The organism is Streptomyces sp. SUK 48 (assembly GCF_009650765.1).
GTDB lineage: Bacteria > Actinomycetota > Actinomycetes > Streptomycetales > Streptomycetaceae > Streptomyces.
Genome location: NZ_CP045740.1, coordinates 7,222,207 through 7,239,672 on the forward strand (window position 1 = coordinate 7,222,207; position 17,466 = coordinate 7,239,672).

Consider the following 17,466-nt stretch of genomic DNA (forward strand, 5'->3'; position numbering starts at 1 on the left):
GAGTTCCCGGCCACCCGACGGGGTGCGGCGCCCAAGAGCGGGCACCGCACCCCGTCCGTGTTTCCTCCAGCGCCGGCGGACGGGTTCGCACCCGTCGCCTTGACACAGCGGGCGGGCAGCGCGCAGGATCGGCCCGTGAACCTGTCAGACAGCCAGACAGGTGGTATCGGCCCGCGGCGCGTGAGCGCGATGGAAGCGGTCCTCGGCCACCTCCGCGCCGCCATCGAACGCGGCGACTACGCCATCGGCGACAAGCTGCCCTCCGAGGCCGAGCTGGGCCGCACCCTGGAGGTCTCCCGGCCCGTGCTGCGCGAGGCACTGCGCGCGCTCCAGGCGATGGGCCTCACGGTCTCCCGGACCGGCAAGGGCACCTTCGTCGTCGCCGACGCCGTGGAGGACCCCACCTTCGGCGACTACGCGGCCAGCGACCTGCTGGAGGTCCGCCGGCACATCGAGATCCCGGTCGCCGGCTACGCCGCCCTGCGCCGCACCCCCGACCACCTGGACCGGCTGGCCCATCTGCTGGACCGCATGGAGCGGGAGACGGACACCACCGCCTGGGTCGCGATGGACACCCTCTTCCACCTCACCGTCGCCGAGGCCGCCCAGAACCCGGTCTTCCGCCGGGTCATCGAGGAGATCCGCGACGCCCTGGCGCGCCAGTCGGCCTTCCTCAACGAGCTCGGCGGCCGCCGCGAGCAGTCCAACCGTGAGCACCGCGCCATCGTCGAGGCGCTCACCGACGGCTCCGAGCACGACGCCCTCGCGGCCATGAGCCACCACCTGGACCGCGTCGAACGCACCCTCACCGACATCGTGCGCCCCCGGCGGCCGGAGACGGCCGCGCACGGCGCGCCCGAGGCATGAGCGCCACCCACCCCTGACCCCCGGACAAGCCCCCCCGTTCCCCGGACAAGCCCCCCCGGACCCCGACACCGGCACCGGACGCACCACCGTGCCCCTCCGCCGCCGGCCGCCGCACCACCGGGCGCGGCCCAACGACGCCCGCGCCCGCCCCCGTGCGCTCCGCACCCCGCGCCCCCGACCGGCGCGCCGCCGCGTGACCCGCGGACCGGCCGCCCCGACCTCTCGATGCAGGTAGACATGGACATCAGCTTCCCCGCCGCCGCGCCCGTCGTCCGCGCGCCCGGCCACGCCCCCGTCGCCCACCTCGTCCGCGGCGGCGTGGTCGAGGGCATCCACTACGGCTCCGTCGTCGTCCTGCGCGCCGACGGCACCGTCGGCCACCAGACCGGTGACATCGAGGCCGCCTTCTACCCGCGTTCGGCCGTCAAACCCCTCCAGGCCGTCGCCATGGTGCGGGCCGGGCTGCCGCTGGACGGCGAACTGCTGTCCCTGGCCGCCGCGAGCCACTCCGGCGAGGAGCGCCACCTCGCCGGGACCCGCCGCATCCTCGAACTGGCCGGACTCGCCGAGGACGATCTGCGCAACGTCCCGGACATGCCCTTCGGCCCCGACGTCCGCGACACCTGGGTGCGTGCCGGGCGGACGCCCTCCCGGCTCGCCCAGAACTGCTCCGGCAAGCACGCGGCGATGCTGTGGACCGCGCGCCTCAACGGCTGGTCCCTGCCGGACTACCTGGACCCCGCGCACCCCTTGCAGCAGGCGATCCGGGAGACCGTCGAGGACCTCACCGGGCAGCGCGTCGCGCACACCACCGTGGACGGCTGCGGCGCGCCCCTGTTCGCCATCTCCCTGCGCGGGCTCGCCCGCGCGCTGTCCCGGATCACCTCGGCGGCGCCCGGCACCCCGGAGGCCAAGGTCGCCGACGCCATGCGGGAGCACGCCGAGATGGCGTCCGGCACGAGCCGCGACGTCGCCGCGCTGATGCGGGCCGTGCCGGGGCTGCTCGCCAAGGACGGCTTCGAGGGCGTCCAGGTCGCCGCGCTGCCGGACGGGCGGGCGGTGGCCGTGAAGATAGCGGACGGCGCGGACCGCGCGCGGATACCGGTCGCGGCACGGGCACTGGAGCGGGCCGGGGTGGACCCGGCGCTGCTGACCGGCTTCGCGGGGCAGGCGCTGCTCGGCGGCGGGGTCCCGGTGGGCGCCGTCCACGTGGTGGGCGAGCCCGGCCCCGCCTGAGACCACCCCTCTCCCGCCCGGGATCACCCCTCGCCGACGTTTCCCCTACCGAAGCCCAGAAAGCGGATCACCCCTGATGACCACCACCCGGCGCGAACACGACCTCCTCGGCGATCGGGACGTGCCCGCCGACGCCTACTGGGGCATCCACACCCTGCGGGCGACCGAGAACTTCCCCATCACCGGCATGCCGATCTCGGCGTACCCGCACCTGATCGACGCCCTGGCCGCCGTGAAGGAGGCCGCCGCGCTCGCCAACGAGGAACTCGGCCTGCTGGCACCGCCAAAGGCCCGCGCGATCGTCACCGCGTGCCAGGAGATCCGGCGCGGCGCGCTGCACGAGCAGTTCGTCGTGGACGTCATCCAGGGCGGGGCCGGCACCTCGACCAACATGAACGCCAACGAGGTCGTCGCGAACCGGGCGCTGGAACTCCTCGGCCGCGCCAAGGGCGAGTACACGTACGTGCACCCCAACGAGGACGTCAACCTGAGCCAGTCGACCAACGACGTCTACCCGACCGCCGTCAAGATAGCGACGGTCTTCGCGGTCCGTGGACTGCTCAAGGCGATGGCGGTGCTCCAGGACTCCTTCGCGGGCAAGTCCGTCCAGTTCCGCGACGTGCTCAAGATGGGCCGCACCCAGTTGCAGGACGCGGTACCGATGACGCTCGGCCAGGAGTTCTCCGCGTTCGCCGTGATGATCGAGGAGGACCGCAGCCGGCTCGCCGAGGCCGTCGAGCTGATCCATGAGATCAACCTGGGCGCCACGGCGATCGGTACCGGGATCAACGCTCCGTCCGGGTACGCCGAGGCCGCCCGCCGGCATCTGTCCGCGATCACCGGGCTGCCGCTGGTCACCGCCGCCAACCTGGTCGAGGCCACCCAGGACTGCGGGGCCTTCGTGCAGATGTCCGGGGTGCTCAAGCGGATCGCGGTCAAGCTCTCCAAGAGCTGCAACGACCTGCGGCTGCTGTCCTCCGGTCCGCGCGCCGGGCTCGGGGAGATCAACCTGCCGCCGGTGCAGGCCGGTTCGTCGATCATGCCGGGCAAGGTCAACCCGGTCATCCCCGAGGTGGTCAACCAGGTCGCCTTCGAGGTCATCGGCAACGACGTCGCCATCACCATGGCCGCCGAGGCCGGACAGCTCCAGCTCAACGCCTTCGAGCCGATCATCCTGCACTCCCTGTCGGAGTCGGTCACCCACCTGGAGCGGGCCTGCCTGACGCTGGCCGAGCGCTGTGTCGACGGCATCACCGCCAACACCGAGCGGCTGCGCGCGAGCGTGGAGAACTCCATCGGACTGGTCACCGCGCTCAATCCGCACATCGGCTACACGGCGGCCACCGAGATCGCCAAGGAGGCCCTCGCCAGCGGGCGCGGGGTCGCCGAACTGGTCCTGGAGAAGGGCCTGCTGCCCGCCGGGACGCTGGCCGCGCTGCTGCGTCCCGAGATCGTCGCGGGCAGCGGGGCACCGGCCGCCTGACCTGCGGTGACGAGAGGTTCCGGGGTGGGGGCGAGTGGGCTGTGGGGACGGTACGGAGGCACAATGGTGATCATGACAACGACGTCGTCCTCCACCTTCCTGCCGGTCCTGGAGCGCATAGCCGAGGAGCTGGAACACACACCCGGCCGCGGCCGCGCCGCCGACTACATCCCGGCGCTGGCCGCGTGCGACCCCCGCACCTTCGGCATGGCCGTCGCCGAGCTGGACGGCACGGTGTACGGGGTGGGGGAGTGGCAGCAGCCGTTCTCCGCGCAGTCCATCACCAAGGTGTTCACCCTCGCCCTGGACCTGGCCCGCGAGGGCGACGAGCTGTGGGAGCACGTCGGCCGCGAGCCCTCCGGCAACCCGTTCAACTCCCTGGTCCAGCTGGAGTACGAGAACGGCATCCCGCGCAACCCGTTCATCAACGCGGGCGCGCTCGTCGTCACCGACCGCCTCCAGACCCGTACCGGGGACGCGGCCGGCGAACTGCTCGGCTTCCTGCGCGCCGAGAGCGGAAACCCCGCGCTGGACTTCGACCACGAGGTCGCCGCCTCCGAGACCACCTACGGCGACCGCAACGCCGCGCTCGCCCACTTCATGGCGTCCTACGGCAACATCGACAACGAGGTGCCGGTCCTGCTCGACCAGTACTTCCGCCAGTGCTCCATCGCCGCCTCCTGCGCCGACCTCGCCCTCGCCACCGGCTTCCTCGCCCGGCACGGCATCCGCGCCGACGGCGGCCGGCTGCTCAGCCGCAGCCAGGCCAAGCAGGTCAACGCGGTGATGCTGACCTGCGGCACGTACGACGCCGCGGGCGACTTCGCCTACCGGGTCGGGCTGCCCGGCAAGAGCGGCGTCGGCGGCGGCATCATCGCCGTCGTACCGGGCCGCTGCACCCTGTGCGTCTGGAGCCCCGGCCTGGACGAACGCGGCAACTCCGTGGCCGGTGTGGCGGCCCTGGACCGCTTCACCACGCTGACCGGCCTGTCCGTCTTCTGAGCGCACCGCCCCGCAAACCTCCCGAGGACGGGCCCGCAGCCCCCCCGGGCACCGGCCCAGACACCCCCGGGCGCCGGCCCAGCCCCCCGGGCACCGGCCCGGACACCCCCGGGCACCCGTCCGCCTCCCGTCACCCCCGCCCCACCACGCCCCGGCCACACCTCGGCCCCCGGCCCGACGGGCCCGCGTCGCCTCGCCGACATCCGGCGTTGCCACGCTGAGCCGGTGTCGGCCATGGCGTTCCCCTTCGATCTGCGGCGCTGCCGGCTGCTCGGGCTGGCCGGTACCGCCTTCCTCGCACTCGGCGGGGAGAGCGCCGGCGCCCTGCCCGTGGCGGACCTGCCGGCGCCCGCCTCGGCCCGGGAGGCCACCGGGCTGGTCGCGGCGTACTTCGGTGTCGTGCTGCTGATCGCCGCCTGGGTGCTGCTCGGCCGCCTGGTGCGCGGGCCTCGGCCGCCCGCGCCGCGCGCCCTGCTGCTCGTACTGGCCGTCTGGGCCGCCCCGTTGGTGCTCGCCCCGCCGCTGTTCAGCCGGGACGTCTACAGCTATCTCGCGCAGGGCGCCATGGCCGACGCACACATGGACGTCTACACCCAGGGCCCCGCGGCCCTCGGCGGTCCGCTCGCCGACCAGGTGGCCCCCCTGTGGCAGCACACCGGGGCGCCGTACGGCCCCGCGTTCCTCGGCCTCGCCGCCGCGCTGTCCGGCCTCACCCGGGGCGGACTGCCCGCGGGCCTGATCGGCATGCGGCTGCTCGCGCTGCTCGGGGTGGCCCTGATGGCGTCCGCGCTGCCCCGGCTCGCCCGGCACAGCGGCGCCGACCCGGCCGCCGCGCTCTGGCTCGGCGCCCTCAACCCGCTGGTGCCGCTGCACCTGGTCGCGGGCGCCCACAACGACGCGCTGATGCTCGGACTGCTCGGGCTCGGCCTGGTCGCCGCCCGGCGCGGGCCCGTGCCGGGCGCCGTACTGGTCACCCTCGCCGCGCTGGTCAAGGCGCCCGCCGCGCTGGGCCTGCTAGCCGTGGTGGCGTTGCAGGCCCGCGCCGGGCGCCGTCCCCTGCCCGCCGCCCTGACCACCGCGGCCGTCTGTGCCGCGACCACGGTCGCCGCCACCGTGACGGCCGGCACCGGCTACGGCTGGATCGGCGCCCTCGGCACCCCCCTCTCCCCGCGGAACTGGGCGCTGACCGGCCTGCTCGGCCGGGCCACCGGCGCCCTGCTCGACCGCCTCGGCAGTGGCCTCGCCCCGCTGGCCGTCCCCGGCTGGCAGCTGCTCGGCCTCCTCGCCACCGCCGTCACGATCGGCGTCATATGGCTGCGGCTGCGGCTCACACCGGTGTACGCGCTCGGCCTGAGCCTGCTCGCCGTCGCCGTGTTCGGCCCGGCCATCCGCCCCTGGTACGTGCTGTGGGGCCTGTTCCTGATCGCCGCCGCCGCGCCCAGCACCTCGGTACGGCACCGGGTCGCCGCCCTCGCCGGGGTGCTCGCGCTCGCCGTGCTGCCGAGCGGCGGCCCCGCCGACGCGGGCCGGCTGGTGCTCGCCGTCTGCGGGGGGCTGCTCGGGGTGGTCGTCCTGTGGCAGGCCCACCAGGCGGCCCGGCCGCCCGTCGCGGCCCCGGCCCCGGGGCGCGCCGCATGAGGGGCCCGCGCACCGAGCGGGGCCGGCTGGCGCTGGTCCTCGCCCTCGCCGCCGCCGTGACCGCGTTCACCGCGACCGTGCCGCTGCTGCGCGGCTTCTTCGACCTGCGCGTCTACTACGGCACCGTGCACACCTGGGTGCACCACGGCGGCCTGATCTACGACTACCGGGTGCCGGGCACGGGGTACGGCTTCACGTATCCGCCGTTCGCCGCGGTCCTCATGCTGCCGCTGGCCCTGCTCGGCCGGCACACCGCGATCGCCGCCTCCCTGGTGGTGAACGCGGCCGCGCTCGGCGTCGTCCTGCGCGTCCTGGCCGGCGACCGCCGGCGGCGGCACGGCTGGTACCGCTGGTCGCTGGCCCTGTGCGCGCTCGCGCTGTTCGAGCCCCTGCGGGACACCTTCAGCTTCGGGCAGGTCAATGTCGTACTCCTGGCCCTCGTGCTCACCGACGCCCGGCTGCTGACGAGCGGCCGGGACCGGTGGGCGGGCGCCGGGACCGGGCTCGCCGCGGCGATCAAGCTGACGCCGGCCCTGTTCATCGGGCTGCTGCTGCTCGCCGGGCGCCGCCGGGCCGCCGCGCGGGCGAGCGCCGTCGCCGCCGCCGTGACCGCGCTCGCCGCCGTGGTGGACCCGGCCGCCTCCCGGTTCTACTGGACCCGGGCGCTGTGGGACACCGGCCGGGTGGGCCGCCTGGACTACGTCTCCAACCAGTCGTTGCAGGGGGTGCTGGCCCGGCTCGGCGAGAGTGGCCGCCCGCTGTGGGTGCTCGCGGCGCTGGGCACGCTGGGCGTCTGGGCGTGGCGGAGCCGCCGGGCGGCGCTGGCCGGCGACTGGACCGCGGCCTTCGCCCTCACCGGGGCGGCCGCCTGCCTGGTCAGCCCGATCACCTGGGTGCACCACCTGGTGTGGCTGCTGCCCTCCTTCGCGGTCCTGCTGCGCGCCGGGCACCGGCGCGGCGCGGGCGCGCTGTACGCGGTGCTGTGCACCAGCGTGGTCTGGCTGTGGTGCGACGACGCCTCGGGTCTCGACGGCTTCCTCGGCAGCAACCTCTACACCTGGATCACCCTGGGCCTGCTGCTCGGTCTGCCGATCGGTCAGCCGCGCGCGGCCGTGTCCTTGCCCCGGTTCCTGCCCCTGGCCCGCAGCGCCAGCGCGATCCCGGCGGCGCCGAGACCGGCGAGTCCCGCTCCGACGGCGGTGCCCGACCAGTCGTCGTCGTCCGGCGCCCCGGACGTGGCCGCCGCCACCGGCGCGGCCGACGCGGCCGGGCGGGGCTTGGGCCGCAGCCCGTCCAGCGAGCCCACCGGATCCACCTGACCGTCCGCCGCGAAGCCCCAGTCGAGCAGCTGGCGCGCCTCCTCGTACACCTCGAACCCGTCGCCCGCCTGAGGGTTCATCACGGTCACCTCCAAGGTGCGCCCGCCCCGCCGGGCGGCGGCCACGAGGGTGTTGCCCGCGTTGGTGGTGTAGCCGTTCTTGACGCCGATCAGACCCGGGTAGGGCGCCACGCCGTCGGCGCCGGTGAGCAGCCGGTTGGTGTTCTCGATGGCGTACGGCGCCCCGTCGCCGGGGAACTCCGCCTGCGCGGTGGAGCAGTACGCGGCGAAGTCGGGGTTGCGCAGGCCCTCGCGGCCGAAGACGGCGAGGTCGTAGGCGGAGGACACCTGGCCGGGGGTGTCGTAGCCGTCCGGGGACAGCACATGGGTGTCCAGGGCGCCCAGGGCGCGGGCGTTGGTCTGCATCCGCTGGGCGGTGGTCCCCCAGCCGCCGTTGAGGGAGGCGAGCACGTGCACCGCGTCGTTGCCGGAGCTGAGGAAGACCCCCCGCCACAGGTCCGCCACCCGGTAGCTGTGGCCCTCCTCGACCCCGACCAGGCTGCTGCCCTCGGCGACGTCGGCCAACTCCTGGTAGCGCACGGTGTGCTGCATCGTGCCGGGCAGTTTCGGCAGCACGGTGAGGGCGAACAGGGTCTTCAGGGTGCTGGCGGGCGGCAGCGGCCGGTGGGCCTCGTTCGCGGCCAGCACCTGTCCGCTGCCCGCGTCGGCGACCAGCCAGGACAGCGCGGAGACGTCCGGCAGTCCGGGGGCGCTCCGGCGCGGGCGTACCTGCACGCCGGAGCGGTAGAGCAGGGCCGGGGCCGGGGTGGCCGCCCGGGGCGCGGGCGGCGCGGGCTCGCCGTCGCGGGGCAGCGCGCCGCTGTGGTGCCGCGCGGCGGCCGGCGCGGCGCCGGCCAGGGCCGGGGTGAACGCCAGCAGGCCCGCCACACACAGGGAACAGGCGGGTACGACCGCCCGGTATCTGAATCTGGTGCTCATATGATCAACGTACGAATGGGAGTGATGGGCGCGCGTCGGCCGCGCCGTCCGGCCCAACGGAGCAACCCGGATGCCAGCGGAGCAACCCGGTTGCCGTACCGGTCAGCTCGCGGGCAGCGTCGGCAGGACCTGCCGCAGAAAGGCCGCGTTCCCGGGGGTGCGCCGCATCCGCTCCAGCAGGGTCTCCAGGCCCGCCGGGGCGCCCTCGCGCGAGCGCAGGGCGCGGCGCAGCCCGTGTGCGGCGCCCAACTCGGCCGGGGTGAGCAGCAGTTCCTCGCGGCGGGTGCCGGAGCCTTCGAGGTCCACGGCGGGGAAGACGCGCCGCCCGGCCAGTTCCCGGTCGAGGCGCAGCTCCATGTTGCCCGTGCTCTTCAGCTCCTCGAAGAAGTAGCCGTCGGCCCGGGAGCCCGTGTCCACCAGGGCGGTGGCCAGGATGGTGAGCGAGCCGCCCTCCTCGGCCTCCCGGGCGGCGCCGAAGAACCGCTTCGGGCCGATCAGCGCACCGGCGTCGACACCGCCGCTGAGGGTACGGCCGCCCGCGCCGGAGGCGTTGTTGTGCGCCCGGCACAGCCGGGTCAGCGAGTCCAGCAGCACGACGACGTCCTCGCCCGCCTCGACCAGCCGCTTGGCCCGTTCGACGACGAGTTCGGCGAGGGCGATGTGCTCCTTGGCCGTGCGGTCGAAGGTGGAGGCGTACACCTCGCCGCGCACGGTGCGGCGCATCTCGGTGACCTCCTCGGGGCGCTCGTCCAGCAGCAGCACCATCAGCCGGCACTCGGGGTGGTTCCCGGCGACGGCCGCGGCCAGCTGCCGCAGCAGCATGGTCTTGCCGCTCTTCGGCGGGGCCACGAGGAGGCCGCGCTGGCCCTTGCCGACCGGCGTGAACAGATCGGCGATGCGGCCGGCCAGTCCGGCGTCCGGGTGTTCCAGGCGCAGCCGGCGGCGCGGGTGCAGCGGGGTGAGGTCGCGGAAGTGCCGGCGCCCGGCGAGGCCGCCGGGCGCGCGGCCCTCGACCCGGGCGATCTCGGTCAGCGCGCGCTGCGCGCCCCGGGCGCCCTCGACGAGGTCGCCCTTGCGCAGCCCGTACCTGCGGATCAGCGCGGCCGGTACCTGCGGGTCGGCGGGGGTGGGGAGGAGCCCGGCGGCCCGCAGGTGCCCCTTCCCGTGCGCGTCGATGTCGAGTACGCCGGTGACGAGCCGGGCGGCCGGGGTCTGGAGCCCGACCGGAGGGTGTTCGAGTGTGGTGGTCATGGAGGGGGTGTCCTTTCGCGGACGAGGATGTCGAGAGAAGCGCGGGGGAAGGGGGGAACGGCCGCGAGCGGGAGGCGGATACGACCTGCCTCCGGGCGGCGGGAACCACACCCCGGACATGACGGCGAAAGCCCTGGTCACGAGGTGGTGCGGAGAAGAAGCCCGGGGCCGTGCGAACGGCTCGGCCGAGGGGCTGGAGAGAAGACGGCGACATCGGTGCCGGTACGAGGGGCACGCACATGCGCTGTTCGCACTATACCGGTGCGTTCGGTGGCGTCAACAGATCGGTGTGCGGGGGTATTCCCGGGGGCCAGTCCGCGGGCCCGCGAGAAGGGCGGGGGGCGGCCCCGTGTGGACCGCCCCCCGCCCTTGCCGGGCGTCGGGAACGCGCCTGCTGTCAGGAACGCGCCTGCGCCTCCTCGGCGATCTGTTCGAACCGTGCCCCCATCGCCTCGGCGAGCGCGTGCGCGCCCGACAACGGGCGGACCATGACCATGAGGTCGTCGATCTGCCCCTCCTCGTCGACGTGCAGGAAGTCGCAGCCGGTCAGCTCGCGCCCGCCCACCCGGGCGGTGAACACCAGCGCGTGGTCCGGGGAGTTCGGGGCGCCGAATTCGCGGACGTAGCGGAAGTCCTCGAAGACCTCGGAGACCGCGCGCAGGATCGCGGCGGTGATGGCCTTGCCGGTATACGGTTTGAAGACGACGGGACTGGTGAAGACGACGTCCTCGGCCAGCAGCGCCTCCACGGCTTCCATGTCCCCGGCCTCGACTGCCGAACGGAACGCGTGCATCGGATCACCCCTGTAGGTTGGGTCGGTGCGGATGAAACTGATCACTGGGTACGAGAGTTGACGGGCTGACGGACATGTTCGGACCCGAAGGCCCCTCGCTGCGCGAACTCGCCGTCCAGGCGCTGTCCTCCGTCGAGCACGGATACGACCTGCTCGCGCCGAAGTTCGACCGCACGCCCTTTCGCACCTCCGGCCGGGTGCTCGACGCCGTGGCCCGGGCGCTCGCCCCGCTGGGGCCGTTCGACGACGGGCTCGACCTGTGCTGCGGGACCGGCGCCGGCGTCCGGGTGCTGGCCGGGCTGTGCCGCCGCAGCGTCGTCGGCGTCGACTTCAGCGCCGGGATGCTGGACGTCGCCCGGCGCGAGATCCGTCCCGGGGACGGGCCCGCGATCGGCTGGGTGCGCGGCGACGCGCGGGCGCTGCCGTTCACCGCCGCCTTCGATCTGGTCGCCGGCTTCGGGGCGTTCGGCCATTTCCTGCCCCGCGAGCTGCCGGGCCTGTTCGCCCAGGTCCACTCGGTGCTGCGGCCCGGCGGCCGCTTCGCCTTCCCGCTGCCGGCACCGGCCCCCGCGACCGACCCCCTGTTCTGGACGCTGCTCGGCTTCGACGCGGTGATGCGGGTGCGCAACGTGCTGTGGCGGCCGCCGTTCGTCATGTACTACCGCACGTTCCGGCTGGGCACGGTGCTCGCGGAGTCGCGGCGCGCCGGGTTCACGACCGAGCTGCGCGCCCTGCCCGAGTTCGGGCGGCGCGCCGACGGCAGTCCTCGCGTCCGCCTGGTGGTGGCCACCAAGGCGACCGCGGGTCAGGGGAGTTGAGGCCGGTCCGCTGATCACAGGGCGCCGTACAGGGCGTCGACCAGGGCCATCTTCCGGGGGTCGTCCATGATGCGCGGGCCCATCCGGTTCATGACATAGCCCAGCGACACCCCCGCCTCCGGATCGGCGAGCCCGCAGGAACCGCCGAACCCGTCATGGCCGAACGCCCGCCGATTGGGCCCGTATGCGCCCTGCGGACCGCTGAGCCACACGCCGAGCCCGGCCTCGCTCTCGCCGCCGAGGCCCGCCCCGAGGACCAGGTCGACACAACGGCCCTGCCCCTCGCGCACCCGCTCCGCCGCCCCGGGCGTGAGGATCCGCCGCCCGCCGAAGGAACCGCGCCCGGCGAGGACGCCGTACAGCGCCGCGACCGCCCGCGCGGTGCCGTGCCCGTTGGCCGCCGGTACCTCCGCCGCCCGCCACGCGGGCGTGTTCGCGTGGGCCGGGCTGATCGCCGGGTTGGCCATCGCCGCGAGCGTGAGCCGGTTCAAGTGGCGGAAGGGGGAAGGGTGTTCGTCGTCCGGAGCGGCCGGGGCGGTCGTCAGCTCGGCCGCCCGCCCGTACCTCTCGGCCGGCAGGCCCACGCTGAAGTCGATGCCGAGCGGCCCGGTCACCTCGCGCTCCAGGAAGGCCCCCGGCTTCAGGCCGGTGATCTGCCGGACGACCTCGCCGACCAGGAAGCCGTACGTGACCGCGTGGTACCCGGACCGGGTGCCCGGCTCCCACCAGGGCTCGGTGGCCGCGAGCCGCGTGGTGGTCAGCTCCCAGTCGTACAGGTCCCGGAGGCTGTGCGGCTCACGCAGCCCGCACAGCCCGGCGCGGTGCGACAGCAGATGCCGTACCAGCACCTTCTCCTTGCCGGCCGCCGCGAACTCGGGCCAGTACCGGGCCACCGGCGCGTCCAGGTCGAGCAGTCCCCGGTCGGCCAGCAGATGCGCGCACAGCGCCACCGGGCCCTTGGTGGTCGACCACACGTTCACCAGGGTGTCCCGCTCCCAGGCCCGGGTGCGGGCCGCGTCCGCCCAGCCGCCCCACAGGTCCACCACGGTTTCCCCGCCCAGGGTGACCGCCACCGCCGCGCCGAGTTCGCGCCGGGCGCGGAAGTTCTCCTCGAACGCCGCGCGCACGGCCGCGAACCGGGGATCGCAGAACCCGTGGACCCCGGCCGCCACCGGGGCCGGCGGGGTCTGCTGGGCGTCGTGCGTGGCTGACATGGGCCCTCCGTGGTCGCGGGAACGCCCGGCCCTGGTGCGCCCCGGACCCGGCACCCCGAACATACCGACCGGTCGGGCATCGAGGAAGAGGTGATCTACGCGTACGCGCGCAGCCAGCGCAGCTTCACCGCGTCGTGGAAGGGGCCGCCGCCCTCGTGGTCGTTGAACTCGTACACCTCGATCGTCTTGTCCGGGTGCGCCCAGGAGTTGAACGTCGCGAACACGGTCGACGGCGGACAGGTCTCGTCCTCCAGGGCGGTCGAGAACAGGGCCGGCGCCCGGCCACGGGCCGCGAAGTGCACGCCGTCGAAGTAGGAGAGGGTGCGCAGCGCCTGCGCCGTCCGGCCCCGGTGGGTCTTCAGGAACAGGCCGACCTCGCGGTAGGGGTGGCGGTCGGTGAGGGTGATCGCGCGCGGGAAGTCGCACAGGAACGGCACGTCCGGCGCCACCGCGACCAGATCGGGGACCAGCGCGCCGACCGCGAGGGTGATGCCGCCGCCCTGGCTGTGGCCGAGCGCCACCGTGCGCGCCGCGTCGGTCAGCGGATGGGCGCGGGCCGCCTCGACCGCGCGTACCGCGTCCGTGAACACCCGCCGGTAGTAGTGGTTCTCGGGCGCGTCGATGCCCCGGGTGAGGAAGCCGGGGTGGGCGGGTCCGGAACCCACCGGGTCCGCGGTGCCGCCCCCGCCGCCCCAGGCGCTGCCCTGCCCCCGGGTGTCCATCACGAAGTGCGCCCGGCCCGTCGACGCCCACAGCAGGTCCTCGTGCGCCAGCCCGCGCCCGCCGCCGTACCCGATGAACTGCAAGGGGTCCGGTGGCGCCGGCCGGCAGCCGCAGCCAGCCCTTGACCGGGTGCCCGCCGAACCCGGCGAAGGTCACGTCGTACACCTCGACCGTGGCCAGACCGGTCTCCACCGGCTCGAAGCGGACGGCGAGGTCGTGTGCGCGCGCCTCGCCGAGGGTGGCGTCCCAGAAGGCGTCGAAGTCCTCGGGTTCGGCGGACTCGCTCCGGTGGGCGCGGAGCTGGGACAGGGGCAGGTCGAACAGGGCCATCGGCCACCGCCTTCGCCGGGGGAGCGGGGAACGGGGAGCGAGGAGCGGGGGCGGGAAGCGGGGGGGGGCGGGGAGAGGCGAACCGAACGGGGATGTTCACGTCCTCGGCTGGGTCCACCTCGGCCCGGTGCGGGCCCACGCCCGCTCCCACTCGGCGAGCCGGTGGCGCAGCGCGATCCGGCGGGCGACGGTGTGCCCGAGGAACACCACCCCGCCGGCACAGACCGCCGCGCACATCCCGACGGTCACCGCGTGCTGGAGGACCGCCGCACCGGACGTCGGCGCGGGGACGACCCGGTCCCGGGAGTCGACCCACACCGGGACCGTGTCCCCGGCCCGGGTCCCGGCCGGCACCCGCGCCCAGGCGGCCCTGGTGCCCCGCCCGTGCTCGGTCCAGCGCACCTCGGCGCGGGGCGGATGCCCGCGCCCGGCCCGGACGACGGGCGGATCGCCGGACACCGTGGCCGTCACCCGGTGGCGCGCGGCCCGCTGCGCCGCCGCGGTCGCCGCGCCCCGGTCCTGGGTGTGCAGCCCCGCGGCCACCCCGACCAGGGGCGCCACCACCAGCAGCAGCACGGCGACGACCAGCACCGTCCACGCCTCGACGACATCACAGCGCCGCCGCAGCGGATTGCGCCGCCAGCGCCAGCCACGCACACGCACCCGGGTCCGCATGTCCGCCTCCTCGCCGAAGCCGACCGGCCGCCCGCCCGCGCCGCCACCCGCTCCGGTGTGCGCACGAGCGTCCACATCCGTCTCGTACCCCGTACACCGCACCCGGCCCACCCGGTGAACCGCGAGTTCAGGCCCACTTGAGGCACGTTCGAGCCATATGCCCCGCGCACGCGCCGGTGGCGCGGCTCAGCCGAAGCGTTCGATGCGGATACGGTGCGCCGGCTGACCGGCGCGGACCAGCAGCCGGGAGACATGCTCGGCGAACCCGTTGGACCCGCACACGTACGCCTCCCACCCGCCGGGCGGCCGCTCGGCCAGCAGCGGCGCCAGATGCGCGGCCGTCACCCGGCCCACCGGCACCCCGGGCGGGGCGGCGCGGGTGAACACCCGGGTCGTCTCCGCGCCCAGCTCGTCCGCGTAGATCAGCTCCTCGGGGCTGCGCGCCGACACCAGCATCCGCAGCGGCACGTCGAGGCCGCGCGCCCGGTGGTGACGGATCATCGACATCAGCGGGACGACCCCGGAGCCCGCGCCGAGCAGCAGCGCGGGCCGGTCGCCCGGCCAGGCGAAGAAGCCGCTGAGCGGGCCGCGCACATCGATCGTGTCACCGGGCCGGGCCACGGTGTGGAACCAGCCGGACACCTCGCCGTCCGGCACCCGGTCCAGGGTCAGCTCGATGTGCCCGCTGTCGTCGGGCGCCGAGGCGATCGAGTAGTGGCGCTGCGCCGTGTAGCCGTCCCCGGCGGTCAGCCGCAGCATCAGGTGCTGGCCGGGCAGATGCCCCGCCCACCGGGGCACCGCGAGCCGGAACGTGGCCGCGTGCGGGGTCTCGCGGCGGATCTCCGTCAGGGTGGCCGTCCGCCACGTCGACTCGGCCTGCTCGCTCACGGCGATCCGGCCGGGCACCGCGAAGCGGGGCGCGCCACCGGGCATGGTCGTCGTCTCAGTCACCGGCGTACCGCTGCTCTTCCCAGGGGTTGCCGCGCGCGTGGTAGCCGTTGCCCTCCCAGAAGCCCGGCTCGTCGTGGTCGAGCAGGGTGAGGCCCGCGATCCACTTGGCGCTCTTCCAGAAGTACAGATGGGGCACCACCAGGCGCGCCGGGCCGCCGTGCTCGGCCGGCAGCGGCGCGCCGCCGTACTCCCAGACGATCCAGGCCCGGCCGCCGGTGAGGTCGGCGAGCGGCAGGTTGGCGGTGTAGCCGGTGTGCGAGCGGGCGAGTGCGTGGGTGGCGGCCGGGGCGGGCCGCACCGCGTCGAGGAAGGCGTCGAGCGAGACCCCGCCGAACCGCACCCCGAACTTCGACCACCCGGTGACGCAGTGGATGTCGCCCTCGTACGCCGAGGCGGGCAGCGCGTGCGCCGCGTCCCAGTCCCAGGTGCGGGGCCGCTCGACCAGGCCGTCGACGCGGAAGGTCCAGTCGGCGGGTGCGAGATCGGGGGTGACCTCGGCGGACAGGACGGGCCAGTCCTCGCGCGCGTCGTACTGACCGGGCGGCAGCCCCGGATGGTGCTCGCGCGCGCGGCCCGTGAAGCCTCGCGTGACGTTCATGCTTCAACCGTACGCTGTCAGGGCGGGTGCTCCGTGCCTGGTCACCGGCCCGGCGCCCGGGCGCGGGGGGCGGATCGTTGCGGTCGTATGAACAGGGCGGGGGAGCGGGAATACCGGGCGCGGGCCGCTCCTTGGCGATCGGTACCGGCCGCGGTGCGCCGGGACGGTGCGAGAGAAACGAGGGACGAGAATGCGCAAGGCGTACGGCTCCGGCACGGTGAGCGAGGTGGCCGCGTGAGCGTCGTCGGTCCCCGGTCTCGGACGCATGTCCTCGACAACCCCGCCCTCGCCTCCCTGACCGGCCCGCACGCCCGCTTCGCCGAGCGACGCGGCCGGGCGCTGCGCTACCCGGTCGACGTGTCCCCGTGGCTGGCGCTGCCCGACGAGCCGGAGGAGCGGGACTGGGCGGACCTCGCCGCGCTCGCCGGGACGGGCGTCGAGGTCCCGCTGAACGGCTACTGCGGGGACGTCCCCGAGGACTGGGAGATCACCTTCCACGTGGGCGGCGTCCAGCTCGTGGACGACGGCCTGGCCGCGGCGCCGGACCCGGAGGCGGTCCGCCTCGGCCCGGCCGACGTGCCCGAGATGCTGGACCTGGTGGCGCGCACCCAGCCGGGGCCGTTCCTGCCGCGCACCGTCGAGATGGGCACCTATCTCGGCATCCGGCGCGAGGGCGCGCTGGTCGCCATGGCGGGGGAGCGGCTGCGGCCCCCGGGCTGGACCGAGATCAGCGCGGTCTGCACCGACGCCCGCGTGCGCGGCCAGGGCCTGGCCAGCCGGCTGATCCTCGCCGTCGCGCACGGCATCCGGGAGCGCGGCGACACGCCGTTCCTGCACACCAGCGCCAGGAACACCAACGCCATCCGGCTGTACGAGTCCCTGGGCTTCCGGCTGCGCCGGACCACGTCGTTCCTGGCGGCACGGGCCCCGGAGCGGCTGTCGGACGGGCGGGCGGCGGTGCCGGTGGGGTGAGCGTCGTACGGCATGCCCAGGCGCTCGTCGCGCACGGGTGGCCGTACGACGGGGCGCTCAGCCGGCGCCGAGGCCCTCGGCCCCCGCGTTGTAGCGCTCCAGATAGGCCGCGAACCGCACCAGGTCGTCCTCGGGCCACTCGGCCAGCCGTTCCCGGAAGGCGGTCCGGCGGCGCCGGGTGACCTGGGCGAGGATCTCCTGCCCGGCCCCGGTCAGCCGGAGCACCTGGACCCGCTGGTCCTCCGGGTCCGGGCGGCGCTCGATCAGGCCCGCCCGCTCCAGCGCGGCGACCTGACGACTCACCGTGGACTTGTCCAGCGCGTAGTGCGCCGCGAGATCGGTGGCCCGGCAGCCGCCGCTCTCCTCCAGATGGCCGAGCAGGGTGTACGACACCAGGGACAGCTCGGGGTGCATCCGGCCGGCCGAGGCGCGGGCCCGGCGGGCGAAGACCGTCATCTCGCGCTGGATCGCCTCGACGGCCGACTCGGCTGTGCGCACGGGACCTCCCTCCTGCGGCGTTTCGCGGTGGTCCGCATTCCGGTTGCAGAGTACAACTTGCCACGTCAGGAGGCCCAACCCGGCCCCGTCCGGTGGGGTA

The 17,466-nt window shown here is 74.9% G+C and carries 15 protein-coding genes and 2 pseudogenes; 8 read left to right on the plus strand and 9 right to left on the minus strand.

Features of this window, described 5'->3' with window-relative positions; genetic code table 11:
• The first annotated feature begins 189 nt into the window (after positions 1–189).
• From GHR20_RS32095 to GHR20_RS37825, 6 genes and pseudogenes are all read left to right on the plus strand, one after another.
• Positions 190–867: a FadR/GntR family transcriptional regulator gene (locus GHR20_RS32095; protein WP_148026311.1), complete on the plus strand. Its 678-nt coding sequence runs from the start codon at positions 190–192 to the stop codon at positions 865–867.
• 237 nt (positions 868–1,104) lie between these two features.
• Positions 1,105–2,103, plus strand: coding sequence for an asparaginase (locus GHR20_RS32100; RefSeq protein ID WP_153815160.1), 999 nt, complete (start codon positions 1,105–1,107; stop codon positions 2,101–2,103).
• 73 nt (positions 2,104–2,176) lie between these two features.
• A complete protein-coding gene (gene aspA, locus GHR20_RS32105; protein ID WP_111583548.1) occupies positions 2,177–3,586 on the plus strand; it encodes an aspartate ammonia-lyase in 1,410 nt (469 codons plus the stop codon).
• A gap of 63 nt (positions 3,587–3,649) precedes the next feature.
• Positions 3,650–4,588, plus strand: coding sequence for a glutaminase (locus GHR20_RS32110; protein WP_111583547.1), 939 nt, complete (start codon positions 3,650–3,652; stop codon positions 4,586–4,588).
• Positions 4,589–4,822: 234 nt separating this feature from the next.
• Positions 4,823–6,226, plus strand: a complete 1,404-nt coding sequence (mptB, locus tag GHR20_RS32115; protein WP_153816219.1) for a polyprenol phosphomannose-dependent alpha 1,6 mannosyltransferase MptB — start codon at positions 4,823–4,825, stop codon at positions 6,224–6,226.
• A pseudogene (locus tag GHR20_RS37825) lies at positions 6,223–7,098 on the plus strand (glycosyltransferase family 87 protein); the annotation flags it as partial. The gene mptB and the pseudogene GHR20_RS37825, both read left to right, overlap by 4 nt.
• Positions 7,099–7,322: 224 nt before the next feature.
• Here the strand turns inward: GHR20_RS37825 and GHR20_RS32125 are convergent.
• From GHR20_RS32125 to GHR20_RS32135, 3 genes are all read right to left on the minus strand, one after another.
• Entirely contained in the window at positions 7,323–8,543 is a 1,221-nt protein-coding gene (locus GHR20_RS32125; protein WP_241670827.1) for a serine hydrolase, read from the minus strand.
• A gap of 102 nt (positions 8,544–8,645) precedes the next feature.
• On the minus strand, positions 8,646–9,794 hold the full coding sequence (rho, locus tag GHR20_RS32130; protein ID WP_243878189.1) for a transcription termination factor Rho: 1,149 nt from the start codon (positions 9,792–9,794) through the stop codon (positions 8,646–8,648).
• 397 nt (positions 9,795–10,191) lie between these two features.
• Positions 10,192–10,587 carry a nuclear transport factor 2 family protein gene (locus tag GHR20_RS32135; RefSeq protein WP_153815162.1) on the minus strand — a complete coding sequence of 132 codons (396 nt, stop codon included), beginning with the start codon at positions 10,585–10,587 and terminating at the stop codon, positions 10,192–10,194.
• Positions 10,588–10,661: 74 nt separating this feature from the next.
• On the opposite strand from GHR20_RS32135, the gene GHR20_RS32140 reads away from it, so the two are divergent.
• On the plus strand, positions 10,662–11,405 hold the full coding sequence (locus GHR20_RS32140) for a class I SAM-dependent methyltransferase (RefSeq protein ID WP_153815163.1): 744 nt from the start codon (positions 10,662–10,664) through the stop codon (positions 11,403–11,405).
• Between the two features lie 14 nt (positions 11,406–11,419).
• On the opposite strand, the gene GHR20_RS32145 is transcribed toward GHR20_RS32140, so the two are convergent.
• The 5 genes and pseudogenes from GHR20_RS32145 to GHR20_RS32165 form a co-directional block, all read right to left on the minus strand.
• Positions 11,420–12,619, minus strand: a complete 1,200-nt coding sequence (locus tag GHR20_RS32145; protein ID WP_153815164.1) for a serine hydrolase domain-containing protein — start codon at positions 12,617–12,619, stop codon at positions 11,420–11,422.
• A 95-nt stretch (positions 12,620–12,714) separates the two neighbouring features.
• Positions 12,715–13,672: pseudogene (locus GHR20_RS32150) on the minus strand (acetylxylan esterase).
• 96 nt (positions 13,673–13,768) lie between these two features.
• Positions 13,769–14,347 carry a hypothetical protein gene (locus tag GHR20_RS32155; RefSeq protein ID WP_194859157.1) on the minus strand — a complete coding sequence of 193 codons (579 nt, stop codon included), beginning with the start codon at positions 14,345–14,347 and terminating at the stop codon, positions 13,769–13,771.
• A 186-nt stretch (positions 14,348–14,533) separates the two neighbouring features.
• A complete protein-coding gene (locus GHR20_RS32160; RefSeq protein ID WP_153815166.1) occupies positions 14,534–15,298 on the minus strand; it encodes a ferredoxin reductase in 765 nt (254 codons plus the stop codon).
• Positions 15,291–15,896 (minus strand): sulfite oxidase-like oxidoreductase, encoded by a 606-nt coding sequence (locus GHR20_RS32165; RefSeq protein ID WP_111583538.1) that lies wholly within the window; start codon positions 15,894–15,896, stop codon positions 15,291–15,293. The genes GHR20_RS32160 and GHR20_RS32165 overlap by 8 nt, the downstream gene beginning before the upstream one ends.
• A gap of 234 nt (positions 15,897–16,130) precedes the next feature.
• On the opposite strand from GHR20_RS32165, the gene GHR20_RS32170 reads away from it, so the two are divergent.
• Positions 16,131–16,868, plus strand: a complete 738-nt coding sequence (locus GHR20_RS32170) for a GNAT family N-acetyltransferase (RefSeq protein ID WP_243878190.1) — start codon at positions 16,131–16,133, stop codon at positions 16,866–16,868.
• Positions 16,869–16,925: 57 nt separating this feature from the next.
• Here GHR20_RS32170 and GHR20_RS32175 read toward each other — a convergent pair whose 3' ends face one another.
• Complete coding sequence (locus GHR20_RS32175; protein ID WP_111583536.1) at positions 16,926–17,366, minus strand: MarR family winged helix-turn-helix transcriptional regulator; 441 nt, start codon at positions 17,364–17,366, stop codon at positions 16,926–16,928.
• Between the last annotated feature and the right edge of the window lie 100 nt (positions 17,367–17,466).